This window comes from Mycobacterium sp. E2989 (assembly GCF_001667595.1).
In the GTDB taxonomy this organism is placed as follows: Bacteria; Actinomycetota; Actinomycetes; order Mycobacteriales; family Mycobacteriaceae; genus Mycobacterium.
This window is the reverse complement of record NZ_LZJX01000132.1, coordinates 1-25897: the sequence shown is the minus strand read 5'-3', so window position 1 is coordinate 25897 and position 25897 is coordinate 1. Positions and strand designations below refer to the sequence as shown.

Sequence of the window (25897 nt, the reverse complement as noted above, 5' to 3'; positions counted from 1 at the left end):
TCGCCAACGGTCACCCCGCCGACGCCAGCATCTCGCGCAGCCGGCCGGTGTCGACCTTACCGGTCCCGCCGCGCGGGACGTCGTCGTCCGACCCCAACAGCAACCACACCGTCGGTACCTTGAAGGCGCTCAGCAGCTTTCGCGCGCTCCGGCTCAGCTCATCGGTGGACACCGCGCCGTCGCACAACACGGCCGCGCCCACCCGTTGGCCCGCCGGCCCGGGGACGTTGGTGACAACGGCGCCGCGGACGCCGTCGATGGTGCGCAGCGCGCGTTCTACCTCGCCGGGATATACGGTGGCGCCGCTGACCTTGAACATGTCGTCGCAGCGTCCGTGGTAGAACAGGAACCCCTGCTCGTCGAGCCGGCCCAGGTCGCCGGTGGCGTAAAACCCGTCGGCGGTGAACAACTCCTCTCGGCTGCGACCGCAGATGCCGCGCAGCGTGTGCGGGCCCCGAATCTGGATCACGCCGACGGTGCCGGCCGCGGCGGGCTCGCCGGTGTCGGCGTCGACGATGCGAACCTCCATGCCGCCGAACGGCTTTCCGCAACTGCCCCACGCCGCCGGTGGCAGGTCGGTGTCGGCGGGGTAGCCGCAGTATGGGCCGAACGCCTCGGTCATGCCGAACAGCGCGGCCCGGGCGCCGGGTTGGGCACGCCGCTCGGGCGGCAGCAGGGCCTGCAGGCTGCCCGCGCCCAGGGCCGACAGGTCGGCGCCGACCGCGGCGGCGTGCCGCGCCAGGGTCTCGGCCTGATCGGGCCAGCCGCGAAACAGCGTCACCCGCTCGGCCTCCAGCAGCCGCAGCGTGGTCTCCGGCCGCGGTATCTCCTCGGTCACCAGGGTGGCGCCGGCCAGCAGCGTCGACAGCACTCCGCTGCCGAATCCGCCGACCCAGAAGAAGGGCATCGGCAGATACAGCCGGGTGTCGGCGGTGATGCAGCGCGTGGCCAGGCCCGAGTTCACGGCGCCCAGCGCGCTGCCGTGCGAATGCATGACCCCCTTGGGCGCCCCGCTGCTGCCGGAGGTGAACGTGATGACCAGCAGGTCGGCGGGCGCGACCGTCTGCGTCATGGCGTCCACGAGTCCATGGGCCCGATCGCCGGCGGTGGTGCCGGCGAGCCGGGCGGCCGTCCAGACCCCGCGCAGGGCCGGCAGCCGGCTGCGCGGTGGGAGGTCGTCGAGGTAACGATGACCGCGGAATTCCTCGACGCTGATCAGGATTTGCACCGCCGCGGCACGCAGCTGCGCGGTCAGTTCGGTCGCCGTCAGCAGGGTGCTCAGCGGGACCAGCACGCCCCCGATCCGGGTCACCGCGAGTGCCACCTCGACCCAGCGGGTGCCGTTGGGCATGATCAGCCCGACCCGGGTGCCCTTGCCGACGCCGGCCTCGACGAAGACCGCGGCGAGATGCCTTGTGGTCGCCTCGAGTTGGCGGTAGCTGGTGCGCGACCCCGGGTCGATCACCATCGGCTTGTCGCCGTAAAGCTCGGCGCGAGAACGCACCAGCTCGTCGATGGTTGTTTTGTCAGTCATCGAGGAGCTTCCTCAGCTGTGCCCGGTCGACCTTGCCGCTGGAGAGCAGCGGCAGCTGCGAGCGCGACACGGCGAGCAACCGGCGGGGAATCTTGTATGCCGACAGTTCCGTCTTGAGCCGGTCGCGCAGGGCGGCACCGTCGAACGTGGCGCCGTCGGGCACCACCACGACCGCCGCGACCAATTCTCCCCGTTGGGCGTCGGGCACGCCGGTGACGTGCGCGGCCAGCCCGCCGGTGACCTTGGTGATGGCCCGCTCGACCTCTTCCGCCGAGACGTTGGCGCCCGCGGTCTTGATCATCGTGCTGAGGCGGCCGACGTAGTAGAAGAATCCCTCGGCGTCGCACCGCACCAAATCGCCGGTGTGGAACCAGCCGTCGGCGTCGAAGCACTCCTCGCGACTGCGCCGGTAGTACCGCTGCATCACGTACGGTCCGCGGATGCACAGTTCACCGACTCCCGAGGGATCCGGGTCCAGGATCATGGTCTCGAAGCCGGGCGCCGGCTTGCCGAACGACCCGCGCCTGCGCTCGGGTTGATCGGTGTCGTCGTCGCTGATCAGCACGACGCTGCCGGCTTCGGTCATCCCGAGCATGTTGTGCCGCAGCTCCGGATCCGCCGGTCGAACGTCGGGCGCCATGATCGGGTACAGGTTGCCCCGCCGTGATGACAGGTCACGACGGCCGAAACTCGGATGATCGGCCAGGTGAGCGATCGTGGCGCTGAAACCATTGGTCAGGGTGGGTCTTTCGGCCTCCAGCAGGTCGAGCGTCGCGCCGGGATCGTCGGCATTCGAGCACACCAGCGTCGACCCGGCGACCAACGTCGCGAGCAGCCCGAACGCGAATCCGCCGATCCAGAAGAACGGCGAATTGCAGAACAGCTTGTCGTCCGCGGTCAATCCGCGGATCTCGTTGAGGTTCCGCTGATGCGCAAGCAGCGCGGCGTGCGTGTGCACCACCCCCTTGGGGGCGCTGGTGGAGCCCGAGGTGTACACGATGGCCAGCGGATCGCAGCCGTGGACATCGTCTTGCGTCGCCGTCAGCAGCTCGGGGCTCACGGTGCCGGCCAGACGATAGAACCGGTCGATGTCGCGGACGCGTCGCACCGCGTCGGGGCGGTGGTCGATGCCCACCTGCCGCAGTTGCGGTGCGGCCACGCAGAACAAGGGCAGGTCGGATTCGAACTCTGGATCCGAAAGCAGCTCTTCGAGTTGTTGCGCATAGTTGTGGCGGCGGAAAGACGCCGCCGCTAACAGGATTTCGGCGTCGCTGTCGAGCAGCTGCTCGTGCAACTCGCGTGCGGTGACGAACGTCGAGAACGGGACGACCACGGCTCCGATCCGCGCCGCCGCCAGCATCGCGACGACGAAGCCCACGCCATTGGGATAGAGCAGGCCAACATGGGTGCCCTTGCCCGCGCCGGCCGCGATCAGTCCGCGGGCCAGCTCCGCCGACCGCTCCTCGGCTTCCCGGTAACCGATCCGGTCGCCGTCGCAGACGAGCAGCGGGCGGTCTCCGCGCGAGCGGGCCTGGTATGCCAGGACCTCGGCGACGGTCGGGGCGTCACCGCGCATGGTCGGTGTGGGCGGCGGGCGCGCTGAAGAAGCGCTGGACCGCGCCCAGATCGGGTTTGCCCGACGGGGTCCGCGGGATGGCGTCGACGATCGCGATCTCGGTGGGAATCTCATAGCGCGCCAACTTATTTCGGAGATATCGCGCCAGCGCTTCGGGTTCGACGGACGCGGATTCGCGCAATTCCACCATGGCGACCGGCGTCGCGCCCAGGCGCTGATCGGGGCGGCCGATCACCGCCGCGCCGGCGACCGCGGGGTGGCTCTCCAGGGCGGTGCGCACGTCGTCGGGCATCACCTTGAACCCCCCGCGGATGATCGCCTGATCGGCCCGGCCGACGATCCAGACGAAGCCGTCCGCGTCGATGCGGGCCATGTCCGTGGTTCGCATCCACGGCGCCGACGGGCCAAGCTGGCCCGGCTTGACTTCGACCAGGCCGACCTGGTCGGCGCCGAGCGGCGTGCCGTCGTCCCCGACCACCCTCAGCTGCGCCCCGGGGTTTGCACGGCCGACGCTACCCCGTTTGGCGGTCCAATGCCGTTGGTAATCGGGCAGGGTCCAACCCGCCACGCCGCCACCGAATTCCGTTGCGGCATAGGAGGTCAGGACCGGGATGCCGTACTTGTCGGTGAAGGCATCCGCGTCGTCGGCCGTCAGCGGGGCCGTGCCGCAGGTGACGGCCCGGATGCTCGCGAGATCGGCCCTCGGCACGTCGGAGTGCAGCACCGTTCGCAGCGCCGCGGGTACCAGCGATACGGTCCGCGGCCGGTGCCTGCGCACCGCGTCGGTCCACGCATTGAGTTCGAACCGCTCGAGGAGTGCGAACGGTCTGGCCTCGGCGACGCACTGCAGCACGCGGAACACGCCGCCGATGTGCACCAGCGGTGAGTTGACGATCGCCACACCCCGCCGTAGCTCTTGGGGCGCCGGGGCGCTGTCGGGGTCGGCGCCCATCACGCTGCGGGCCAGCATGTCGTAGCCGATGTCGATGCGTTTGGGCGGGCCCGTCGTACCGCTGGTCAGCATCCGAACCGCGACGTCGGCCCGGGCGATGGGACCCTCGCCATGGCGCACGGGCCCACCCTCCAGGCAAGCCGAGATCGCCAGCGTCCGGATACCCGGCGGGACCTGCGCGGCCAGGTCGTCGGCCTCGCCGATGATCAACGGCAACTCCAGCGGGGCGATGTCGGCGCGCGTGCGCTCGTCCCCGCGCGAGGGGTTGATGGTGACGACCGTTCCGCCGCCCAGGAGCACCCCGAGGAAGGCCGCCACGTGGCCGGGCCGGTTGCGCAGCAGCATCCCGACCCCCGGGCCTGGGCCGGCCTGCGACGCGATGCGCCGCGCCGCATCGCCCACCTGCCGCCACGAGTGCCATTGGCCCGCAAACTCAATCGCGTGCGCGTCCGGCTGCAGGTCGAGAACGTCGGCGATGCGCTGACTGAGGGGGTGACGCACCATCAACGGATCTTCGGTTCGCCCGCACCGGCCTCGCCCCGCTGGGCGGCGAGTTCGGCTGTACCGAGCGGATTGCCCAGCCGGGTATAGATCAGGCCCTGCTCCATGGCCGCGCGGTAAGGCTTGTCGAGCGACTCCCAGATCGCCTTGACCGTGCCCTGAGTCGCGGTCGGTGGCTTCGCGGCGATGGTCGCGGCGATCTCGTGCGCGCGGTCCCAGAGCCGGTCGGCGGCGACCACCTCCGATACCAATCCGATTCGCAACGCGGTGTCGGCGCTGACCCGTTCGTCGTTGCCCATCAGTGCTATGCGCAAGGTCTCGCCCAGGCCGATGCGCCGCATCAGGCCGATCGGCTCCAACGCACAGACCAGGCCGGCCGACACGTGCGAGTCGAAGAAGGTGGCGCCCTCCGAGCAGATGACGATGTCGGATTCGTTGATGAAGTAAAAGGCGCCCGCGGTGCAGATGCCCTGGACGGCACACACGACCGGCTTCCACATCTTTTGCCACTTCGGGCTGAGGGCCTCGCCGGGATCCTCGTGGTTCCAGACGTTTTCGGGCTGCCCGTACGGTGTTTTGATGTCCAGCCCGGCGCTGAACGCGCGGTCACCCGCCGCCCGCAGCACCACGGCGTTCACCGACTCGTCGAGCTTGACCGCGCGCCAGGCGCGGGCCATCTCCTCACACATGGTGCGGTTGAACGCGTTCAACTGGTCGGGCCGGTTCAGCGTGATGGTCGCCACCCGGTCGGCCGCGTCGATTTCGAGCAGGATCGTCTCGAACGTCATCGACACTGCCAATCCGGCGCCCGCTTCTCGACGAAGGCTTTGGGGCCCTCGAGCGCGTCCTCGGTCCGCAGTACGCGCTCGCGAAACGCTTCGGCGAGCATCTCGGCTTCGTGCAGCGGCAGATCGAGGCCCTTGAGGATCGCCAGCCGGGTCCCGCGCACGGCCAGCGGCGCGTTGGAATTGACGATCCCGGCGAGTTCGTGGGCGCGTTCGAGAAGCCGTTCGTGCTCGACGATTTCGCTGATCAATCCCAACTCGAAGGCCCGCTGGACGCCCATCCGCTCGTGCTTGCCCAGCAACGCCATCCGCAAGGCGACCGAACGGGGCAGCACCCGGGCCAGCCGCACCAGCTCGCGCCCGGCCACCAGGCCGATGCTGACGTGGGGATCGAAGAACGTCGCGCGGTCGGACGCGATGACGATGTCCGACGTGGTCACCCAGTCGAGGCCCGCACCGCAGCACAACCCGTTGACGGCGGTCAGCACCGGTTTGGCCATCTGGCGGAATGGCGGTGTGCCCTCCTGGGGGGCCTCCCATTGCTCGTACGTCGACAGGTACGGCCGCTCGTAGATGACCTTGCCGTCGCCGGGTATGGCCTTGACGTCGGCCCCGGTGCAGAAGGCGCGACCGGTGCCGGTGACGACGAGTACCCATACCTTGTCGTCGTTTTCGGCCTCGTCGTAGGCGGCCCGCAGTTCGGTGATCATGTGCGGGCTGAGCGCGTTGAGGGCATCCGGACGGTTCAGCGTGATGGTGGCGGTATGCCCGTCGACCTCGTAATTGATGGTGTCGAACGAGTCAGTAGGCATCCTGCTCCCTCATCGGCCGTGAAACTTCGGTGGTCGCCGCTCCCGAAAGGCCGCCAGGCCCTCTTTGAAATCGGCTGTCCGGCAGGACAGTTCGAGGTTGAACAGTTCCTGGGTCATGGATTGGGTCAGGGTCGCGTGCTGACCGAAGCCGAGCGCCTGCTTGGCCAGCCCGATCGCGGTCGTCGGCCCCGCGGCCAGCCGCTCCAGCAACTTCTCGGCGGTGTCATCGAGTTCGGCGGGGCTCACCGCTTGGTGAATCAATCCCCAATCCGCCGCGTCCACCCCGCTGACCTGCTCGCCCAGCAGCAGCATGCGCCTGGCCCGCGCCAGGCCCACCAGCCGGGGCAGCAGCCAGGTGGCGCCCGAATCGGGGCTGAATCCGCGGTCCACGAAAGGTTCCCAGAACACCGCGTCGGCCGCGGCGACGGTGAAGTCGGCGGCCAGCGCGAGATTGCAGCCGAACCCCGCCGCCCGGCCTCGCACGCTGCAAAGCACCGGCAGTTGGATGCTCGTCACGAGCTCGATGACGCGGTGAGCTTGGTGGGGGATGCGCCGCACCAGATCCCCGGTGCGCGGGCGCTGCCGGTCGTTGCCGGCGACCCAGTCCACCCCGGCGCAGAAGTCCTCACCGCCCCGGATGTGAAGGGCGCGCAGCGCATCGTCGGTGGCGGCATCGGTCAGTGCCCCCACCAAGGCTTCGATCATGTTCTGGGTCAACGAGTTACGCCGGGACGGGCGATCGAGCGTCACCCGCAACACCGCGCCCTCCCGGCGCACTGTCACCGAGCCGTCGGCACCGGCCGCCTCGGCCTCCTGACTCACCGTCGAATCCGGCCTTTCTGCCGATACGGTTACCCATACAGTAGGCAATACGATTGATACGCTGTATAAGTTAGCAGGGTACGCTGCCGCCGGAAATAGCCGGGCCGGAACCCGAGCGAAAAGAGAGAAGCATGGCCTTGCAGGAGGGGCGAACCGACGGGCAGGTCGCGCCCGAATCGACCCGCGCAGGCGACGCCCGATTCGGCGAGCAGCCCCTTGCCCAGACCGTGGCCGCCGCCGGCGCCATGCGGCGCCTGACCGCACTGCTGCTTTCGCTCGAACACCCGCACCCGACGGTGGATGCCATGGTGACGAAGTTCGCGGAGTGGGAGCGCGAGCTGAGCGCCGCGGCGCCGGCCGACAACGCGCCGCGCATAGGTGACGTCCCCGACGATCCCCGACGTGTCTACCTCAACCATGCGACCGACATCGGCGCCTACAACCCCTGTTTTCCGGAGTATCAGTTCGACCACCTCGACGCCGAAAAGGCGGCCGGGCGAGTGAATTTCCCGCTGGCCTACGAGGGTCCCCCGGGATTGGTGCACGGCGGCTTCCTGGGTGTCTTCTTCGATTGCGCCATCCAACACCACAATTGCGTCACGGGTCTTTCGGGCAAGACGCGTTCGCTGGTCGTGACATTCCGCCGGCCGACGCCGGTGTTGACCGAGCTGCGGTTCGACATCGCCCGCTCGCACATCGAACGCGGCATCGCCTCGACGGCACGGCTGCTGCTGGACGACGAAGTGCTCTGCACCGGCGAGGTGAACACGTTGGCATCACGGCCGGAGAAGCTGACCGGATTTCGATTCGGCAGGCGGCGAAAGGAGTCCGATAGATGACTGCCCCGAGCCCCCCGGACGATCGCGTGCTGTTCGAAGTCGACCGCGATCGCCGGATCGCGACGATCACGCTGAACAACCCGGCGCAGCGCAACTCCTACGACGCCGCGATGCGCGAGGCGGTGGCCCGCTGCCTGGACCGGGTGGCCGAAGACGATGACCTGACGGTGGTGTTGTTGCGCGGCGCCGGTGGCGTCTTCTCCACCGGGGCCGACATGAACAACGCATATGGCTGGTATGGCAAGCCGGAACAACCGGGCGATGACTCGTCGGCAAGGCGCCGCCCCAGTCAGCGTCGGCGCCTCACGGTGGACCGCAAGTCATTTGGCTTCTATCACAACTTCATGGGGTTCCCCAAGGTCACCGTGGGGGAGATCGCCGGCTACGCGCTCGGCGGCGGCTTCGAGATGGCGCTGATGACGGACATCTCGGTGATAGCGCGCGACACGAAGATCGGCATGCCGGCGACCCGGTTCCTCGGCCCCGCGCTGGGGAGCCTGCACATGTTCTTCCACCGGCTGGGGCCGGTGCTGGCCCGGCGCCTGCTGCTGACCGGCGACGTGATCGAGGCCGGCGAGCTCGAACATCTCGGAATCTTCACCGACACATGCGATTCCGCCGCCGTCCCGGCGCGGGCGCGGTACTGGGCAGAGAAGGCGGCGAAGATGCCCGCCGACGGGGTGGTCATCGCCAAGGAGGCATTCCGGCTCGTCGAACAGAGTCAGGCGTACCAGGGTGAGGAGGTCGCCAGCTATCTGTTTCACGCCTTCGGCACCAATCTGCAATTCGGGCCGGGCGAGTTCAACTTCGTCAAAACCCGCGCACAGCACGGAACAAAGGAGGCGTTCCGGCTTCGAGATGAGCACTTCGACGTGCCGGAACCCGAAGCGTGATAAGCGGTTCGCCGGCTAGCGCGCCGGGGCCTTGGTGCGCGCCCGCGACCCGGGTGACTTGGCGGCCTTACGCTGCCGGGACGGCGCCGCCTTGCCGGCTTTCGCTCCCTTGCCCTCTTCGATCAGCCGGCTGGCGTGGTCGAGGATGCAGCCCAGGCCGTACTCGAAATTGGTCTCGTCGGGGGCGCCGATCCGGTGACCGATCCGGCTGATCTGAGCAAGCAGCGGGGTGTTCTCGGGATCGATGGCGACGGCGTCCTCGATGGCACGCTGGCCGACATCGGTCGATTGGTTCTTCTCGTACAACCGCTGCAACACCACCGACCCGCGGACGTGCACCGAAACGGCCGAATACGTGTCGAAGGCGTCCTCCGGCGACAGGCCGGCCTCGACCAGATTGGCGATCGCCTTCTCCATCTCCTGGGCACCCAGCCGCGCGGCCTTCGGGCTGAGCGCCGCGCGAATCAGGATCAAATCACACAGAATTGGGTTGCCCATGAACGTCTTGCGCATCAAGCGCGCGTGGTTGCGCAACGTCTCCCGCCAGTCACTGGCTTCGACGTAGGGGGTCGCGAACACATACTTGCTCAACGCCCGATCGGTCATCGCGTTGAGCAGGTCGTCCTTCTTGCGGAAGTACCAGTAGATACTGGTGACGCCGACGCCCAGGTGTTTGCCCAGCAGCGGCATGCTCAAGTTGTCAATCGACACTTGTTCCGCGAGTTCGAATGCGCCACTGATGATGTCATCGGGATTGATGGATCCGCGTTCGCGTCGTTGACGCTTATCGGCGGTAGCTTGCTTTGCCACTACGGGCACCTCCATCACGATGTATCCTGTGCATGCGGTCGGCGAGCCCTGCCGACTCACCTGCGCATACGTAGGCGTATCGCCGCTCGACGATGACCGTCAACCGGCCTTCCGTGCGTTTTTCCATCTGCTACTGTAATACCTATCGTAGGCTTTTTGGTAACGACGGCTGGACGGGCGAAGATGACCGGGCACAAGCCATTGAACGAGTCACCCGATAAGCCACGGGAATTGCCATGGATTTAGGCCTGGCGAATGCCACAACGGCGGTCGTCGGCGGCAGCCGGGGGATGGGTTTGGCGGCCGCCCGTTGCCTCGCCGACGAGGGCGCCAGGGTCGCGGTCGTCGGCCGTAGTCGTGACGCGCTCGACTCGGCGGTGGCCGATCTGCAGGCGCGCGGAAGCGCCGATGCGCTTGGGCTCGTCGCCGACATCGCCGACGCCGGCCAGGTCGACGCGGCGTTCGCCGAGCTCGACCGCCGCTGGGGCGGCGAACTCAACGTGCTCGTCAACACGGTCGGTCCCGGCGCCGCGGGCACATTCGACGATCTGACCGACGAGCAGTGGCGCGAGGCCGTCGAAGACGGCGTGCTCGGGATGGTGCGCTGCGTCCGCGCGGCACTTCCGTTGCTGCGCAAGGCGCCATGGGCGCGGATGGTCAACTTCTCGGCGCACTCGACCCAGCGGCAGAGCGTCATGCTGCCCGCGTACACGGCGGCCAAATCGATGCTGACGAGCGTCTCGAAAAACCTCTCGCTGTTGTTGGCCAAGGACGAGATTCTGGTCAACGTGGTGTCGCCCGGCAGCATCGCCTCCGAGTCGCTCGTCGGCTGGGCCAAGTCGGTCGGTGTCGACGGCGACGACCCCTACGCGCTGATGGACGCCATTGCCAAACACTTTGGCCACCCCGCGCACATGCCCCGGGCGGGCCTGCCGGAGGAGATCGGGCCGGTGGTCGCCTTCCTCGCCTCGCGGCGCAACTCCTACATGACCGGGGCCAACATCAACGTCGACGGTGGTTCGGACTTCACCTGAGGGTCCGAAAGTCGGCTGAGAAGAAGGAGGTCGCCGTGGCGACGGCAAGCGAGGCGCGCGCGTGGGCGCGCGGGGCACTGCGGGGAATCGGCGACTCCCTCTACACCCCATTCTGCGGTCCGGACGGGGACGACATCGACTGGGAGGCATATCGGACGCTTGTCCGCTACTGCGTCGGCGACCTCGGACACCCGATGCTGTGGTGCACCAGCGGGCTGTCCGAGTTCTGGTCGTTGACCCTCGACGAGCGAAAGCGCTTGCTGGAGGTCGCAATTGAAGAGGGCCGCGCCGCCAACCCCGACGTTGTCGTGCAAGCGTGCACGGCGGCCATGTCCGCGAAGGATTGTCTGAACCTGACGCTGCACGCCCAGGAGGCCGGCGCCGACATCGCCTACATCCAAACGCCGATGATGGAGGCGCACGGCGGGGAGGGCGTGCTGCGATTCTTCAAATACATCGCCGCCCGCACCGACATCGCCCTGGGCATGTTCAACTCGCCGTCGTCCGGCTATGTGCTGACCGCGGCGGAAAGCGCGCGGATCTACGACGAGGTGCCCGCGGTGTGCGCCACCAAAGAGGGCGCCTTCCGGCCCGCGAGCAGTCGGCTGCTGCACCAACTGGCCCCCGGCTTGGTGCTCTGGGAGTGCGACAAGACGGTATATCGCGCTGGGTGGCTACGTGACGGCATCGTCTGCCCCGCGCAACTGGGCACCGCAGGCTACCTGTTCGAGACGCCGCGGCGGCGATTGTTTTCCCAGTACTGGGATTTGGTGCAAAACGACAAGCTGCTGGAGGCAATGGACTTCGGCCGCGAGTCGGGACTGGACCAGTTCGACCTCGACGTCGGATCGTGGTGGACGTGCTACCCCGGGCGGCCCGACTATTTCACCCATTGGGGCGGCGCGTTCAAGTACGCCGCCTCGCTGCTGGGCTTGCCAATCGGCTCCTACCCGCATTCGCGGCCGCCGCAAGCGGAGCTGCCGCCCGAAGCCAAGTCCCAGATCGAGCGGGCCTACCGCCGCCTCGGCCTCATCGGCGCGTAGCGGCTCAAAAGGGCTGCCCCACAGTAAAAACCGAGCGGCCCGGCCACCGACGGTGACCGGGCCTCTCGAGAACCGTTTACTGCTCGGCCTTCTCCCGCGCCTCCGCGGCCTTGGCCTTGCCGCGGGCCTTCTCGGCCGCGGCTTCCTTCTTGGCCGCGCTGCGCTGGGCGTCGGCCTTGTCCTGCTGGGCCTGGCCCTCGTTGACCAGATCGTTGCGACCGATGATGGTGCCGACGATCTCCTTGGCCTTGCCGAACACAGCCTCGACGATGCCCTGGATCGCCTCGATCGGGCCGCTCTTGACGTCAACCATTGCGTTTCCCTCCCTGGTAGTGGGTATCTGTGAGGGCTTTCCCGATTCGCCGCTGATAGCAAACGTGGATGGGACGTGGCGCTCGCCACACCCGCGGACGAGCCGATCGGCAGGCGTCGGCGACCGCTGTCGCAGGTGCGGTTCAGTGACTCGAAATCCGCAGTTCGGCCGGGGTTCGCGGGGGTCCGGCGGCGGTTGTGGAAAACGGTACCGATAGGTATACAGTATGCGTACAAAATATCGCGCAATCCGGTAGGCGATCGTGAGGAGGTAGCGGGGGAGATGTCCGGCAGCGACGGCGCTTCCGAGGACGCAGTGCTCTACGAGGCCACCGGCAGCGGCGTCGCGATCGTGACCTTCAACCGGCCGGAGCGCCTCAACGCCTGGGGGCCGGACATCGCCGCCGGGTTCTACTCCGCCATCGACCGCGCCGAACGGGACCCGGCCATCCGGGCGATCGTGCTGACCGGCCGGGGCAAGGGTTTCTGCGCCGGCGCGTATCTGGGCGCGCCGAGTTCCGCTCCGACCTACGGGGACACGATGGAGAAGGCGAGTCAAACCAACCTCGCCGATCTGGTCGGGGAGCGGCCGCCGCATTTCGTGACGACGCTGCGCAAGCCCGTCATCGCGGCCATCAACGGCGCCTGCGTAGGCATCGGATTGACCCAGGCGCTGATGTGCGACGTCCGGTTCGCGGCCGCCGGCGCCAAGTTCGCCGCGGTCTTCGCCCGGCGCGGGCTGATCGCGGAGTTCGGCATCTCCTGGATCCTGCCGCGCCTCACCACCTGGGGTGTCGCCCTGGACCTGCTGCTCAGTGGCCGCACCTTCCTCGCCGAGGAGGCGGCCGCGCTCGGCCTCGTCAAGGAAGTGCTCGCGCCCGAGGACCTGATGAAGCGCGCGCTGGACTACGCGGAGGACATCGCCCGCAATTGCTCGCCGGCCTCGATGGAAGTGATCAAGCGGCAGGTGTACGGCGACGCCACCCGCGACGTCGTGGACGCCACGTCGCGCGCCGAGGTGCTGCTGCACGAGGCGATGCCACGTCCGGACGTCATCGAAGGCATCACCAGCTTCCTCGAGAAGCGACCCCCGCAATTCCCCTCGCTCAACTCGACCGACGCTTAGTGTTTCGCCGGTAGGGCCGGAAAGGATGATCATGTCCACCTTGGGTTATCAGGCGATCGACGTCGACAACCACTACTACGAGCCGCTGGACGCCTTCACCCGCCACCTGGACAAGAGGTTCAAGCGCCGCGGCGTGCAGATGGTCAACGACGGCAAGCGCACCTGGGCGGTGATCGGGGATCGGGTCAACCATTTCATCCCCAACCCCACCTTCGACCCGATCATCGTGCCGGGATGCCTGGACTTGTTGTTCCGCGGTGAGATTCCCGAGGGAGTTGACCCGGCCTCGCTGATGAAGGTCGAGCGGCTGGCCAGCCACCCCGAGTACCAACACCGCGACGCGCGGGTGGCCGTGATGGACACCCAGGACATCGAAACGGCGTTCATGCTGCCGACTTTCGCGTGCGGCGTCGAGGAGGCGCTCAAGGGGGACATCGAGGCGACGATGGCGTCGCTGCACGCGTTCAACCTGTGGCTCGACGAGGACTGGGGATTCGACCGGCCCGACCACCGCATCATCGCCGCGCCGATCGTCTCGCTCGCCGATCCGGCCAATGCGCTCGAAGAGGTCGACTTCGTGTTGGCCCGGGGTGCCAAGCTGGTGCTGGTGCGGCCGGCCCCGGTGCCCGGTGTCGTGAAGCCGCGGTCGCTGGGCGATCGCAGTCACGACCCGGTGTGGGCGCGCCTGGCCGAGGCCGGGGTGCCGGTGGGCTTTCACCTCAGCGACAGCGGCTATCTGCACATCGCGGCGCAGTGGGGCGGCAAGGCGACCTTCGAGGGGTTCGGCGAGAAGGATCCCCTGGACCAGGTTCTCCTCGACGACCGCGCCATCCATGACACGATGGCCTCGATGATCGTGCACGGCGTGTTCACCCGCCACCCCGCACTGCGGGCGGTCAGCATCGAAAACGGTTCGTACTTCGTGCATCGGCTGATCAAGCGGCTGAAGAAGGTGGCCAACAACTACCCGCGGCATTTCCCCGAGGACCCGGTGGAGCAGCTGCGCAACAACGTGTGGATCGCGCCCTACTACGAGGACGATCTGACGGAGTTGGCCGACGTCATCGGCATCGACAAGATCCTGTTCGGTTCCGACTGGCCGCACGGCGAAGGCCTCGAGTTGCCGGTGTCGTTCGCCGACGAGCTCAAGGGCTTCAGCGAGTCCGATATTCGAAAAGTGATGCGCGACAACGCCCTCGAACTGCTGGGCATTCCGGTCGCGTCGACCGTCTAGCCGCTTACGCGATGAGTGAATGGACGGTAGGCGCGGTTCTCGACGCCATCGCAGACGTCGTGCCCGACCGCCTGATGACCGTGTGCGGTGACCGCAAGAGCACGTTCGCCGAATCCGCGCGGCGCACCGACCGATTGGCGAACTATCTGGGCGGCAAGGGGTTCGGTGTCTACGCGGAGCGTGCCGGGCTGCAGCGGTGGGAGTGCGGCCAGGACCGCATTGCGCTGCTGATGTACAACGACCTCTACCCCGACATGCTGATCGGCTGCCTCAAGGCGCGCACGGTCCCGGTGAACGTCAACCATCACTACTCGCCGCGGGAAATCAGCGATCTGCTCGACTACGTCAAGCCCCGCGGCATCATCTATCACCGCTCGCTCGGCGCCCGGTTCGCCGACGTGTTGCCGCCGGCCGGCACCGAGTTGCTGATCTCCATCGACGACGGCAGCGCGGTTCCGCAGCTGCCGAAGGCGGTTTCGCTCGACGACGCCCTGGCGGCCGCCAGCCCCGAGCGCGAGGACCAGGGATCCCCGGACGACCTGATCATGATGTGCACCGGCGGAACGACCGGCCGCCCGAAGGGCGTGTTGTGGCGGCAGAGCGACATGTACGTGTCGTCGATGGTGGGCGCCGATCATGCCAGCGTCACCGAGATCCACGACAAGGTCGCCGGTGGCGGGCAGCCGTGGTTCGCGGTGTCTCCGCTCATGCACGCCGCCGGCATGTGGACCGCCTTCGCCGCGCTTTGCGCGGGCCTGCCCGTGGTGCTCTACGACGACCGCAACAAGCTCGACGTGCGTTCGGTTTGGGAAACCGCCGAGCGCGAGAAGGTGGGCATGATGACGATGGTGGGCGACGCGTACGCCGGGCCGCTGATCGCCGAGCTGCGCGCGCGTTCGTACGACCTGTCCTCGTTGCAGGCAATCGGCACCGGGGGGGCCGCGACCAACGCGAAACACAAACGCGCACTGATGGAATGCCTGCCCCACATCACCATCATCGAGGGCTACGGGTCGTCCGAGAGCGGCAACATGGCGTTCGGGCACAGCCGCGAGGGGACCGCCAGCGAGACGTTCCAGCCCAGGGAGGGGGCCACCGTGGTGTCGGCCGACCGCACCCGCTTCCTGCGCCCCGGTGAGCGGGAGGTCGGTTGGGCCGCCCGGACCGGCCGCATTCCGCTCGGTTACTTCGGCGACGCCGAGGCCACCCAACGGACGTTCCCGGAAATCGAGGGCCAGCGGGTGGTGATTCCGGGCGACCGGGCATCGCTCGAATCCGACGGCACCATTCGCCTGTTCGGCCGCGACTCGCTGGTCGTGAACACCGGTGGGGAAAAGGTTTTCGTCGAAGAGGTCGAGGAAGTGCTGCGCGCGCAGCCGGGCGTCGTCGACGCCCTGGTCGTCGGGCGTCCGAGTGAGCGGTGGGGGCAAGAGGTGGTCGCCCTCGTCGCGGCGCACCCGGACGCGCCCCTGCGCCCAGACGCCCTGCACGACGCGTGCACGGCGCAACTGGCGCATTTCAAGGCGCCCAAGGCCATCATCTTCGTCGAGCAGATCGAACGCCTCGGCAACGGCAAGCCCAACTACCGGTGGGCCAGAGAGCAAGCTACCCAACATGTTCCGGTGACCGCGCTGGTTCCGTCCGACCCTGAAGGAAGTCATGAACACCAAAGCGATTGACTGCCTGGTGAACGTCCACTTCGGGGAGGCCGAATCCCAGCCGACGTGGATGCTCAAGGTCAGGGACGACTATTTCAAGGGGCCCGAGTCGATGTTCGCGCCGGTCGACCTGTCCGAATTGCTCGCCGAGATGGACGAACAGGGTGTGCGCAAGGCGATCCTGATGGACTCGCTCGCCAACCCGTCCACGACCGCGCGCAAGTTCGTCGAAGCCAAGCCCGACCGGTTCGCGCTGGCCATGGGTGGGGTGAACCTGCTGCGCCCGGTGCGGTCACTGCGCGAGCTGACCGCCGTCGCGGGCGAGCTGCCCGTCGCGTATGCCGTAGTGGGGCCTAGCTTTTGGGGTGACGGCCAGTACCCGCCCAGCGACGCGGTGTACTACCCGCTCTACGCCAAGTGCGCCGAGCTCGATCTCCCGCTCTGCATCAACACGGGCATCCCGGGACCGCCCATACCCGGCGAGGTCCAGCATCCCATGCACCTCGACCGGGTCTGCGTGCGCTTTCCCGAACTGCGGCTGTGCATGATCCACGGCGCCGACCCGTGGTGGGACGTCGCCATCCGGTTGCTGCTCAAGTACGCCAACCTTCGGCTCATGACGTCGGCGTGGTCGCCCAAGCGGCTGCCGGAGAGCCTGCTGCACTACATGCGCACGCGCGGTGCCAACAAGGTGATCTACGCGTCGGACTGGCCGGTGTTGCCCATGCGGCGGGTGATACCGGAAGCCCGTGCGCTGGATCTACCCGCCGAGGTGCTGGACAACTACCTTTACAACAACGCGCAGGACTTCTTCTTCTTCGGGAAGGACGAGTAACGATGGACCGCTTCGAACTACGCAGACTGGACTACAGTCTGTCGCCCGACCATGTGGCCCTGCAGGATGCTTACAAACAGTTTTTCAAGACCCACTGTTCGATCGAAACCGTCCGCGCCGCAGAGCCGTCGGGTTTCGACAAGAACCTGTGGGAAAGGCTGTGCGGGATGGGCGCGACCACGATGGCGCTGCCCGAGTCGTGCGGCGGGGACGGCGCCACCCTGGTCGACCTCACCCTGGTGGCCGAGGAACTCGGCCGGTCGCTGGCGCCGGTGCCGTGGATCGACCACGTCTGCGCCGCACGGCTGCTTGGGCGTCTGGGCGCCGACGTCGCCGGGGTGGCCGATGGAGAGCAGCTGGCCGCGCTCGACCCGCGCATCGACGCCGGCCGCGGCCCGCGGCTGATTCCCTCCGGTTCGATCGCCGACCAGATCATCGTGCGCGATGGCGACGAGGTCGTCCGCCTGACCTTCGCCACCCGCCCGGCGAAGGTCGACAACATCGGCCGCCTGCCGATGGCCTGGGTGGACCCGGCCGCGGCGGATGCGCGTGAGACCCTCGCCGCGGGGCCCGACGCGACCGCGGCTTACCTACTGGCGCTGGACGAGTGGCGGCTGTTGACCGCGGCGGCGCTGGTCGGGCTGGTGGAGGAGACCATGACCATCGCGGCCGAGTTCGCCAAGACCCGATACACGCTGGGCGTGCCCATCGCCACCCTGCAGGCGATCTCGCATCCACTGGCGAACATGGCCATCACCGTCCAGGGCGGGCGGAACCTGGCGCGCCGTGCCGCCTGGTTCCTGGACAACGAACCCGACGAGCGTCCCGAATTGGCGCCGTCCGCTTTCGTCTTCATGGCCGAGGAGGCCGCCAGGGCCGCCACGATGGCCGTCCACATCCAAGGCGGCCTCGGGGTCTCCTCGGAAGCCGCCGCGACGGCGTACCTCGTGCGAGCCCGGGGATGGCCACTGGCGGGCGGCGATCCGGGCACCGCGGCCCAGCGCATCGCCGAGATCGTGGCCGCCCGCGAGGCCCAGCCGGCCTAGGAAGGAGCGCACCATGGATTTCTCCCGCGTCGAGCTCTCCGACGAGGACAAGGCATTCCGCGACGAGGCGCGCAGCTTTCTGGCCACGCACATGACCGAAGAGGTAAGGCGCCGGGACCGGGAAACGGGCGACAATTTCGACGAGGGCCTGCACCTGAAGCTGGGCGCCGCAGGCTATTTGGCGGCCGAGTGGAAGCCCGAATCCGAGGGCGGTTTCAGCCGGGTGCGGCGCCGGGTCTGGGAGCTGGAGAAGCGGCGGGTGCACGTTCCCTGGGTGACGTGGGGGACCACCGCGATGGTGGCCCGTTCGGTGGACAAGTTCGGGTCGCCGCAACTGCGCGAGGAGGTGCTGCCGAAGGTCTTCAGCGGCGAGGTGCGGTTGTGCCTCGGCTACACCGAACCCGAGGGCGGCTCCGATGTCGCCACCTGTAAGACGCGTGCGGTACGTGACGGGGACGAATGGATCATCAACGGCTCCAAGATGTTCACCACCGGCGCCCACAACTGCCAGTACGTTTTCCTGATCACCAACACCGCCCCCGACGCGCCGAAGCACAAGAGCCTGACCATGTTCCTGGTCCCGCTGGATTCGCCGGGCATCGAAATCCAGGGCATCCGCACGGTGGACGGTGATCGGACGAACATCGTCTACTACAGCGACGTCCGGGTGGCCGACAAGTACCGGCTGGGCGAGGTGAACGGCGGCTGGACGGTGCTGCGCGAACCGCTCAACGTCGAGCACGGTGCCGTCGCCGCCGCGCCGGACGGGCTGCAGGACACGTCAATCATGATGCACCAGGCCGGATTTCTGTCCCAGGCCGTGGACCGGGCCGCGGCGGCCGTGACACGACCCGACGGTGACGGGCGCCGGCTCATCGACGACAGGTCCGTCGCGTATCGGCTGGGCCGCTGCGTTGCCCGACTGGAGACGGCGCTGGCCACCCCGAGCATCTTCGGCCGGGTCGCCATCGCGCAGACGATGCGTGACATCTCCCCGGAACTCATGGACATCCTCGGCACGGCCTCGACGCTGCCCTTCGGGACCGACGGGGCCGCCGATGACGGCAGCGCCGAATACGCGTACCGATTCGCCCCGCTGGTCGGAATCTATGGCGGCACGCTGGAGGTGTTCCGCAACATGATCGCCCAGTACATGCTCGGTCTGGGCAAGCCCGCGTACGCGCCGCCGGCCAAGAAGGCGGGTTGAATCGCGCGCCGAACGTGCATCCAGGGCGGGAAATCAGCCCACTTTTCGCCCTAAGTGCACGCTCGGCGAAAGCTCAGTCATGCAATGGCTCCCGACTCCTTCAGTTCCTCGATGCGGTCCCAATCCATGCCCAGCTCCATCAGCACGATCTCGGTGTGCTCGGAGGCCTGCGGTGCCCGCGTGGTCACCAGCGGCTCGTGGTTAAACTGCACCGGGCCGCGCACGACGCGGAAAGGCTTTCCGCCGCTGGCGAGCTCGACCTCGCTGACCATGTCGTTGGCCAGCGCCTGCTCGTCTTCGACCAGGTCGAGCAGGCTCTGGAACGGCGCCCACTGGCCCTTCATCGTCTTCAGGTGTTGCCGCCAGTAGTCGAAGGGCTTGGCGGCGAAGGCCTTTGTGATCAGCTCGGCGGCCGCGCTGGCGTTCTGGATCAGGGGCAGCACGTCGGAGAAGCGGGGGTCGTCGGCCGCCTCGGGGATGCCGAGATGCTCGAACGTGTCGCGGATCAGACCGGTCGGGCTGATGATGCACAGGTTGATGGTGCCGCCGTCGGAGGTTTCGTAGTTGCCCATGAAGGGGTTCACCGACACCGCGCCGGCGGCGCCCGGCATCGGGGTGCGCATCACCTGTCCGGTCTCCATGCCCTGCGTCACGCTCGCGCCCGCCGCCCACCACGCGGTGCTCAGCAACGACACGTCGAGCTCGAGGGCTTCGCCGGTGCGCTCGCGATGCAGCAGCGCCGCGGAGATGCCGCCGGCGATGAACATGCCGCCGATGGAGTCGCCGAACGCTGGGATGCCTTGTCCCAGCGCACCACCCAGCTCCTCCGGGGTCAGCGCGTACCCGATGCCGCTGCGCGTCCAGAACGCCGTCCCGTCGTAGCCGCCCGTGTCACGCTCGGCGCCCTTGTCGCCGTATGCCGAACCGCGCGCGTAGACGATGTTCGGGTTCACCGCGCGAATGTGCTCCACATCGAACCTGTGCTTCTGCCGCTGTGCCGGCATGTAGTTGGTGAGGAACACGTCGGAGGTCTTGGCCAGTTCGTAGATCACCTCCTGACCGCCCGGCGTCGAGACGTCGATCCCGACGCTGCGCTTGCCCCGGTTGGGATGTTCCATCAGCGGGTGCCGCTCCGGATCGAGTTGGATGCCACCCATGTTGATGAAGCCGCGTTGGGTATCGCCGCGCAGCGGGTGTTCGACCTTGATGACGTCCGCGCCCCAGTCGGCCAGGATGGCGCCCGCCGCCGGGACGAAGGTGAATTGCGCAAGTTCGAGGACCCGGAAGCCCGACATCACTTTGACCATTTTCGGGACCCTACTTGGCGTCGAACGTCACGGGAAGCGAAGTCGGCGAACGGAAGGGCTGGCCGTGGATGTGGGGGTCGTCGTCGGTCACCAAGCTGACGTTGGTTACCCGATCCAGCAGGCACTCCACCGCGACGCGGGTCTCCAACCGCGCCAGGTGCAGACCCAGGCACGTGTGCTCGCCGGCGGCGAAGGAGATGTGCGGCAGGTGCTTGCGGAAGATGTCGAACTGCTCCGAGCGCTCCCAGCGCCGCTCGTCGCGGTTGGCGGCCCCGATGCACATGCCGATCACCGACCGCGCCGGAATCTCGACGCCCTCCAGTTCGGTGTCCTCGGTGGTGAAGCGCTGCACGGTGGTCAGCGGCGTCTCGAAGCGCAGTCCTTCCTCGATCGCCTGCGGCAACAGCCCGGGGTCGGCTTGCACCGCGGCGAACTGGTCGGGATGAGTGAGCAGCAGGTAGAGCAGGTTGCCCGACGAGCGGTACGTGGTCTCCAGCCCGGCCGGCAGCAGCAGCCGCAGGAAGGAGTAAATGGCTTCGTCGCTTAGCTTTTCGCCGTCGATCTCCGCGGTGACCAGATCGCCGATGATGTCCTCGGTGGGAGTGGACTTGCGCCGTTCGATCTGCCCGACGAAGTAATCCTTGAGCGCCGCCGACGCTTCAAAGGCGCGCTCATAGTCGACGTGGTAGCTGATCAATTGCACCGCGCGCTTGCGGAACGCCGGCAGGTCGTCGGCGGGTAAGCCCAAAAGTTGGGCGATGACGCGGGTGGGGAATTCGAAGGTGAAATTGCGGACCAGGTCGGCGTGGCCGTTGTCGATGAACTCGTCGATCAGCGCGTTGCAGATCGGCCGCACGATGGTGTCCTCCCAGCGGGCCAGCGCCTTGGACTTGAACGCCGCGGACACCAGGTTGCGATGGTCGCGGTGCTTCTTTCCCTCCATCGCCAGGATGGTCGGCCCCATGAACAGGCCGATCGTCTTGTCGTACGGCGCGGAGCTGAACACCCGGCCGTCCCGAAACACCTTGTTCACCGCTTCGAAGGAGACCGCGGAGTACTCGCGCTTGGGCATCAGCGCCTCGGGCGTCTTGGAGTAGTCCATCACCGTCCCCCGAAAAACCCCGGCCTCGCGGCGCTTACGGGCGAAGAACGGGTAGGGGTCGCGCAGGCTGACGGTCTCGTTACTGCTGCGAACGTCGGTCGTCACGTAGCACTCCAGCATCTCCAGCAGGAACGGGGCAGGCCTTGCGTAAGATCGTACTGTAGTTCTTACAGTAGACAATATTGGCGGGCTGCCGATGCGCCCCGCGGAAGTCAGCGGCGACTGCTGAGGTGCCCGGGATGCGGACTCAGGCGCTATCCCTTACCTCTCGACCGGAGAGCCGTTCAACTCCGCGCAGGAGTGCGGAGTGGTCGAGGCTTCCGTCACCGTTGGCCCGGGCGGCGGCCACGAGTTGAGCAACGAGGGAACCGACAGGGCTGATGGCGCCGACGTTGCGCGCTGCCTCGGCGAAGATGCCGAGGTCTTTGTGGTGCAGGTCTATGCGGAAGCCTGGAGCGAAAGACCTGCTCAACATGTTGTGGGCTTTCTGATCAAGTACCGCTGATCCGGCGAGGCCTGCGCTGAGGACGTCGATCGCCGCGTGAGTGTCCACACCATGCGCTTCGAGGAAGACGAGCGCCTCGGCAAGAAGTTGGATGTTGCCCGCGACGATGAGCTGGTTGGCGGCTTTCACCGTCTGCCCTGAGCCGCAGGTTCCGACCAGTGCGGCGTGGGCGCCGACCGCTTGCAGCACCGGTTGCGCCGCCGCGAAATCCTCGGGGCTGCCGCCCACCATGATCGAGAGTTCGGCGTTGATGGCGCTAACCTGGCCGCCCGAGACCGGGGCGTCGATCATCCGGAGGCCGCGCTGGCCCGCCCGGCTGGATAGCGCGCGCGTGACGTCGGGCCGAATGCTGGAAAAGTCGATGATCAGCGCACCCGGTTGGGCATTCTCGAAAACTCCACCGTCGTCGGTCAGCACGGCTTCGACGTCGGGGGAGTCGGGCAGCATGAGGGCGACGGTGTCGGCGTGCTGGACTGCGTCGGCGATGGACTCGGCGGCAACACCGCCGGCGGCGACGAGGTCGGAAGCTCGGTGAGGCGATCGGTTGTATCCGACCACGTGATAACCCGCGCGGACGAGATTGACAGCCATGGGACTGCCCATGATTCCGAGACCGATGAAGGCGACCGCACTCACTAGGACCCTCGCTTTTTCTGTGATTCAACCGATTCGGAGTGGCAGACCCGGGTCAGGTGCGAAAGAAGCTCACTAATGCCGCGGCGGTCTCGTCGGGCAGCGTTTCGGGGATGAAATGTCCCGAAGGCAGCGTCATCGTGGTGACAGTTGCAGCACACTGGGCTTGCCAGAGGACGTGAGCGTCGAAAAGGCGGTGCACTGCTCCGTTCTCAGCGGTCAGAACCTGTGTGTCGCAGGCGATCCGATGTCCGCGATCGCGACTGCGTTGATCGTGTTCGAGGTCGATGCCGGCGCTCGCCCGGTAGTCCTCGGCGGTGCTGTGTAGCGTTTCGGGAGTGCAGAAGGCGCGTTCGTACTCGGCAATCACATCGCGTTCAAGGTAGTCGTCGTTCCCGCCTGATAGTTGTCGCAGCACGATGGCGAGGTAAGCGGCCGGGTTGCCTCCGATGAGAAGTTCGGGCAGTGGGGCGGCCTGAATGAGCAGGAACCAGTGAAAGTAGGCGGTCGCGAACTCTTGGTTGGTGGCCCTGTACATGTCGAGGGTAGGGGCTATGTCGATTAGAGACAGCTTCCGGACTCGCTGTGGGTGGTCCAGCGCCAGGCGGGCCGCAACGCGCGCCCCGCGGTCGTGCCCACAGAGGTAAAACGACTCTCGGCCGAGTTGATCCACGACCGCGACGAGGTCGTTGGCCATGGTCCGCTTGCTGTAATTGCTGTGATCGGGTAACCCGACCGGTTTGGCGGAGGCGCCGTAGCCGCGGAGGTCGGGTATGACCAGGAAGTAGCGGTCCCGCAGCCGGTCGGCGATGTGGCGCCACATCAGGTGGGTCTCGGGGTAGCCGTGCACGAGCAGTAGTGCGGGTCCGTCAGGGTTGCCGCCCCACCGGGCGTAGATGGCCGTTCCGTCGATATCGAAGGTACCGACGTCGAACCCGGAGAACCAGCGCGAATCCGGTTGTTCGACAGCGTGTTTTGGGCCTAGGTGGTGGCCGGGTTGGGCGTTGTCGACCACGTTCAGTGCGGCTCAGCGAGTAGAACCGACGATCTCATGACGATGGCCTTTTCGTGAGTGATGCGAGCTGCGAAACCGGGATTTCGGTGTGGCCGATGGTCACCGGCTGATGTGTTCCAGCAGGCGCTTGGACCAGGTGTCAGGCGACTCGAGTGGGCTGAAATGGCCGCAGTTGTCGAGGTATTCGAGGGTGAAGTCTGCGTAGAAGTCATCGAGGGTGTCGCTCCATGCCTGCGGAAACAACGGGTCATGGTCGGGCCACAAGATGGTGATGGGCTTGGAGAACCTGCCGTCGCGGGCCGGTGTTGTCTCGTTTGCGTAGTAGGTGATCGGGTTGCCTTCAGGGTTGCGGAACCACAGCACACCGGCCAGGAAAGCTCCTGGTGCTGAATGGTTGTCGGTCAAGTGGTCCAGGAGGTCGTCGACGACGGTCGATCCGGGCGCCGACCAGTTCACGAGGTTCTCCTTGAGTGCAGCGCGGACAGCCTCGGGGTTGCCGTCGATGATTTCTTCGACCAGCTCGGATTTGTAAAAGATTGCGTGCACGAACGCGTTCACCGCGTCCTCTTCAAGGATCCGTCGCCCAACACCGAGGGTGGGCGGCGCAATGACCAGTGACCGCACCAGGTCGGGTCGGGTCGCAGCGATCGTCTGCGCGGTGAAGCTGCCGATGTCGTATCCACCCAGCACCGCGTTGCTGATACCCAGCTCTTCGAGCAGGGCGATGACGCCGCCGACCTGGCGGCTGAGAGCGTAGGCGGTTGGGTCCTCTAGGTGCTTGTCCGACTTGCCGTAGCCGCGCAAGTCGATGGCTGTGACGTCGGCGTGCGCCACGAGCTGGGGGATGACCTTGGAGTACTCCCGGTGGTCGCCGGGGTTGCCATGAATCAGGACGACCGGGACACCTTGCCCGGAGCGCTCGTAATAGAGCTTGAACCCATCGTGTTCGGTCGAGTAGGGCACGGAACTTTCCTCCATTCAGCGCACCAGCGCCGCCGCGATCGACGCCCCGCGACGGTGCCACCACGAAAAGGATCTATTAGGAACCGGTCACGGATCCCACCAGTGATCGTACGAGCCGCCACCGAGGTCTGCTCGCTTTTCTGGCTGGAGTCGATCGCTGTCCGACTCGTTTGCCCGTTATGTTGCCTTCCGGGCGCTGGCGTCCGGACCACCCGGTTGCCGGTGGTCTCGCCGACGCAGACGGCCAGGTTACCCAGCGGGGTAACCAGCTCATGAGCAGTCGCGCCCGGGCCGTCGTCAACCCAATGTCACTCCACAGATACCATGGCCGCGCTCATCGCCCAATGCAGGTACTCGGAGCGTTCTGGTTGGTCGACGGGTCGGTGTTGAGGACGATGGCCATTGCCGAAGATCTCCTTCCACCTCATTGGCGACCTGCCTGGTGCGTGGTTCGCCGAGACACTCATCGCCGGAAGCGAATTCCCGCGTCCACGCTCGTTTTGCAGGCGGCTGAGTGCCAACCACGACGCGATCGATATCGGAACGCGCGACGATACGTCGCCGACTCCCCGGTCCCGAGGCCAGACGTGCCGGCCTTAACTGTCCCCCGCCTTGAAGCAGGACGCGGTCGATAATCAGCGCATTCTGGCGGAGAAGGGTAATCTCAGGGTGCCCGTGCCCGTGCCGGGCGACGCGAGCTCTCGGTTCCGATCGCCGAGGCCGCGTTCTCGAAGGTCTGCGACATTGTCACGGTCTGGGCTATCGAAAACTCTTGCCACTGGATTGCAGAGGAACAACCCGAGACACACGTGCTGCGTTCGCGCGAATTCATCGACTCAGCCGATAGCAACCCGAAGGGCGGGTAAGGAATGATCATTTTGAACGTTTTCTTCGACGTGGCTCAGGAGCACGAAGCCAACTTCCTGAAACTGTTGAACCACATGGTGATCGAGTCCAATAAGGAAGTCGGTTGCAGTCTTTATCAACTATGGCGCAACGCCCACGATCCGTACAGCTACGTCCTCGTCGAACACTGGGCCTCGCAGGAGAGCCTGACCGCCCACGGCAAGACACCCCACTGGACCAATTTCAACGAGACTGTTAACGGATACCTCAAATCTGACTACGAGGAGCATCATTACCACGAAATTCCACGCTGAGCCCGAGCGTGCGAGCCTATTAAGAACGAGCCGCCGAGACCGCTGGGCCCGCAACGCCATCGCCGAGTGATTCACGCAGGAGCTCTCCGAACGGAGCGAACGTCGAATGTTCGAGTTCGCCGGTCAAAGCGCGTACAACGCCGGCAGAGTTAGTCATTGCCCGGAGTAGCCAGGAGGCGATCGTCGTTAACCT

The 25897-nt window shown here is 66.8% G+C and carries 24 protein-coding genes; 11 read left to right on the top strand and 13 right to left on the bottom strand.

Going from position 1 to position 25897, the window contains the following annotated elements; all coding sequences use genetic code 11:
• Window positions 1–10: 10 nt before the first annotated feature.
• From A5680_RS23965 to A5680_RS23940, 6 genes are read right to left on the bottom strand one after another with little or no spacing between them, the layout of a single operon-like run.
• On the bottom strand, window positions 11–1534 hold the full coding sequence (locus A5680_RS23965; protein WP_067823974.1) for a class I adenylate-forming enzyme family protein: 1524 nt from the start codon (window positions 1532–1534) through the stop codon (window positions 11–13).
• Window positions 1527–3110 carry a class I adenylate-forming enzyme family protein gene (locus tag A5680_RS23960; protein ID WP_067823971.1) on the bottom strand — a complete coding sequence of 528 codons (1584 nt, stop codon included), beginning with the start codon at window positions 3108–3110 and terminating at the stop codon, window positions 1527–1529. The genes A5680_RS23965 and A5680_RS23960 overlap by 8 nt, the downstream gene beginning before the upstream one ends.
• Window positions 3100–4566 carry a class I adenylate-forming enzyme family protein gene (locus A5680_RS23955; RefSeq protein ID WP_067823968.1) on the bottom strand — a complete coding sequence of 489 codons (1467 nt, stop codon included), beginning with the start codon at window positions 4564–4566 and terminating at the stop codon, window positions 3100–3102. The genes A5680_RS23960 and A5680_RS23955 overlap by 11 nt, the downstream gene beginning before the upstream one ends.
• The gene (locus tag A5680_RS23950; protein WP_055405201.1) at window positions 4566–5351 is read right to left on the bottom strand and encodes an enoyl-CoA hydratase/isomerase family protein; all 786 of its coding nucleotides are present in this window, start codon (window positions 5349–5351) and stop codon (window positions 4566–4568) included. Before A5680_RS23950 ends, A5680_RS23955 begins: the two co-directional genes overlap by 1 nt.
• Window positions 5348–6160 (bottom strand): enoyl-CoA hydratase/isomerase family protein, encoded by an 813-nt coding sequence (locus A5680_RS23945; protein ID WP_055405200.1) that lies wholly within the window; start codon window positions 6158–6160, stop codon window positions 5348–5350. Before A5680_RS23945 ends, A5680_RS23950 begins: the two co-directional genes overlap by 4 nt.
• Before the next feature lie 9 nt (window positions 6161–6169).
• Window positions 6170–6982, bottom strand: coding sequence for an enoyl-CoA hydratase/isomerase family protein (locus A5680_RS23940; RefSeq protein ID WP_067823966.1), 813 nt, complete (start codon window positions 6980–6982; stop codon window positions 6170–6172).
• Window positions 6983–7113: 131 nt separating this feature from the next.
• Here A5680_RS23940 and A5680_RS23935 point away from each other — a divergent pair, with 131 nt between their 5' ends.
• Both A5680_RS23935 and A5680_RS23930 read left to right on the top strand, forming a co-directional pair.
• Window positions 7114–7821, top strand: a complete 708-nt coding sequence (locus A5680_RS23935; RefSeq protein WP_067823964.1) for a hypothetical protein — start codon at window positions 7114–7116, stop codon at window positions 7819–7821.
• Complete coding sequence (locus A5680_RS23930) at window positions 7818–8714, top strand: enoyl-CoA hydratase/isomerase family protein (RefSeq protein WP_067823961.1); 897 nt, start codon at window positions 7818–7820, stop codon at window positions 8712–8714. The genes A5680_RS23935 and A5680_RS23930 overlap by 4 nt, the downstream gene beginning before the upstream one ends.
• Window positions 8715–8729: 15 nt before the next feature.
• On the opposite strand, the gene A5680_RS23925 is transcribed toward A5680_RS23930, so the two are convergent.
• Entirely contained in the window at window positions 8730–9539 is an 810-nt protein-coding gene (locus tag A5680_RS23925) for a TetR/AcrR family transcriptional regulator (RefSeq protein ID WP_067823958.1), read from the bottom strand.
• A 221-nt stretch (window positions 9540–9760) separates the two neighbouring features.
• On the opposite strand from A5680_RS23925, the gene A5680_RS23920 reads away from it, so the two are divergent.
• Together A5680_RS23920 and A5680_RS23915 are read left to right on the top strand one after the other, a co-directional pair.
• Entirely contained in the window at window positions 9761–10558 is a 798-nt protein-coding gene (locus A5680_RS23920; RefSeq protein ID WP_067823955.1) for an SDR family NAD(P)-dependent oxidoreductase, read from the top strand.
• 35 nt (window positions 10559–10593) lie between these two features.
• Complete coding sequence (locus tag A5680_RS23915) at window positions 10594–11601, top strand: dihydrodipicolinate synthase family protein (RefSeq protein WP_055404617.1); 1008 nt, start codon at window positions 10594–10596, stop codon at window positions 11599–11601.
• A gap of 76 nt (window positions 11602–11677) precedes the next feature.
• Here A5680_RS23915 and A5680_RS23910 read toward each other — a convergent pair whose 3' ends face one another.
• Entirely contained in the window at window positions 11678–11914 is a 237-nt protein-coding gene (locus A5680_RS23910) for a CsbD family protein (RefSeq protein WP_067823952.1), read from the bottom strand.
• 282 nt (window positions 11915–12196) lie between these two features.
• Between A5680_RS23910 and A5680_RS23905 the strand changes: the two genes are divergently transcribed.
• From A5680_RS23905 to A5680_RS23880, 6 genes are read left to right on the top strand one after another with little or no spacing between them, the layout of a single operon-like run.
• Window positions 12197–13039, top strand: coding sequence for an enoyl-CoA hydratase (locus A5680_RS23905; protein ID WP_067823949.1), 843 nt, complete (start codon window positions 12197–12199; stop codon window positions 13037–13039).
• Window positions 13040–13070: 31 nt separating this feature from the next.
• Window positions 13071–14273, top strand: a complete 1203-nt coding sequence (locus A5680_RS23900; protein ID WP_067824063.1) for an amidohydrolase family protein — start codon at window positions 13071–13073, stop codon at window positions 14271–14273.
• A gap of 11 nt (window positions 14274–14284) precedes the next feature.
• Window positions 14285–15952, top strand: a complete 1668-nt coding sequence (locus A5680_RS23895) for an acyl-CoA synthetase (RefSeq protein ID WP_067823946.1) — start codon at window positions 14285–14287, stop codon at window positions 15950–15952.
• On the top strand, window positions 15933–16766 hold the full coding sequence (locus A5680_RS23890; RefSeq protein ID WP_067823943.1) for an amidohydrolase family protein: 834 nt from the start codon (window positions 15933–15935) through the stop codon (window positions 16764–16766). Before A5680_RS23895 ends, A5680_RS23890 begins: the two co-directional genes overlap by 20 nt.
• Window positions 16767–16768: 2 nt before the next feature.
• The gene (locus A5680_RS23885) at window positions 16769–17812 is read left to right on the top strand and encodes an acyl-CoA dehydrogenase family protein (RefSeq protein WP_067823940.1); all 1044 of its coding nucleotides are present in this window, start codon (window positions 16769–16771) and stop codon (window positions 17810–17812) included.
• Between the two features lie 13 nt (window positions 17813–17825).
• Complete coding sequence (locus A5680_RS23880) at window positions 17826–19019, top strand: acyl-CoA dehydrogenase family protein (RefSeq protein ID WP_067823938.1); 1194 nt, start codon at window positions 17826–17828, stop codon at window positions 19017–19019.
• Window positions 19020–19096: 77 nt separating this feature from the next.
• Here the strand turns inward: A5680_RS23880 and A5680_RS23875 are convergent, their stop codons facing one another.
• From A5680_RS23875 to A5680_RS23855, 5 genes are all read right to left on the bottom strand, one after another.
• Entirely contained in the window at window positions 19097–20314 is a 1218-nt protein-coding gene (locus tag A5680_RS23875) for a CaiB/BaiF CoA-transferase family protein (protein WP_067824058.1), read from the bottom strand.
• A 22-nt stretch (window positions 20315–20336) separates the two neighbouring features.
• Window positions 20337–21533, bottom strand: coding sequence for a cytochrome P450 (locus A5680_RS23870; RefSeq protein WP_369827709.1), 1197 nt, complete (start codon window positions 21531–21533; stop codon window positions 20337–20339).
• Window positions 21534–21675: 142 nt separating this feature from the next.
• On the bottom strand, window positions 21676–22569 hold the full coding sequence (locus tag A5680_RS23865; RefSeq protein ID WP_067823930.1) for a 2-hydroxy-3-oxopropionate reductase: 894 nt from the start codon (window positions 22567–22569) through the stop codon (window positions 21676–21678).
• A gap of 52 nt (window positions 22570–22621) precedes the next feature.
• Window positions 22622–23581: an alpha/beta fold hydrolase gene (locus A5680_RS23860; RefSeq protein ID WP_082970485.1), complete on the bottom strand. Its 960-nt coding sequence runs from the start codon at window positions 23579–23581 to the stop codon at window positions 22622–22624.
• A 99-nt stretch (window positions 23582–23680) separates the two neighbouring features.
• On the bottom strand, window positions 23681–24544 hold the full coding sequence (locus tag A5680_RS23855; RefSeq protein WP_197499841.1) for an alpha/beta fold hydrolase: 864 nt from the start codon (window positions 24542–24544) through the stop codon (window positions 23681–23683).
• Window positions 24545–25422: 878 nt separating this feature from the next.
• Between A5680_RS23855 and A5680_RS23850 the strand changes: the two genes are divergently transcribed.
• Window positions 25423–25704: a putative quinol monooxygenase gene (locus A5680_RS23850; protein ID WP_231977686.1), complete on the top strand. Its 282-nt coding sequence runs from the start codon at window positions 25423–25425 to the stop codon at window positions 25702–25704.
• The last annotated feature ends 193 nt before the right edge of the window (window positions 25705–25897 follow it).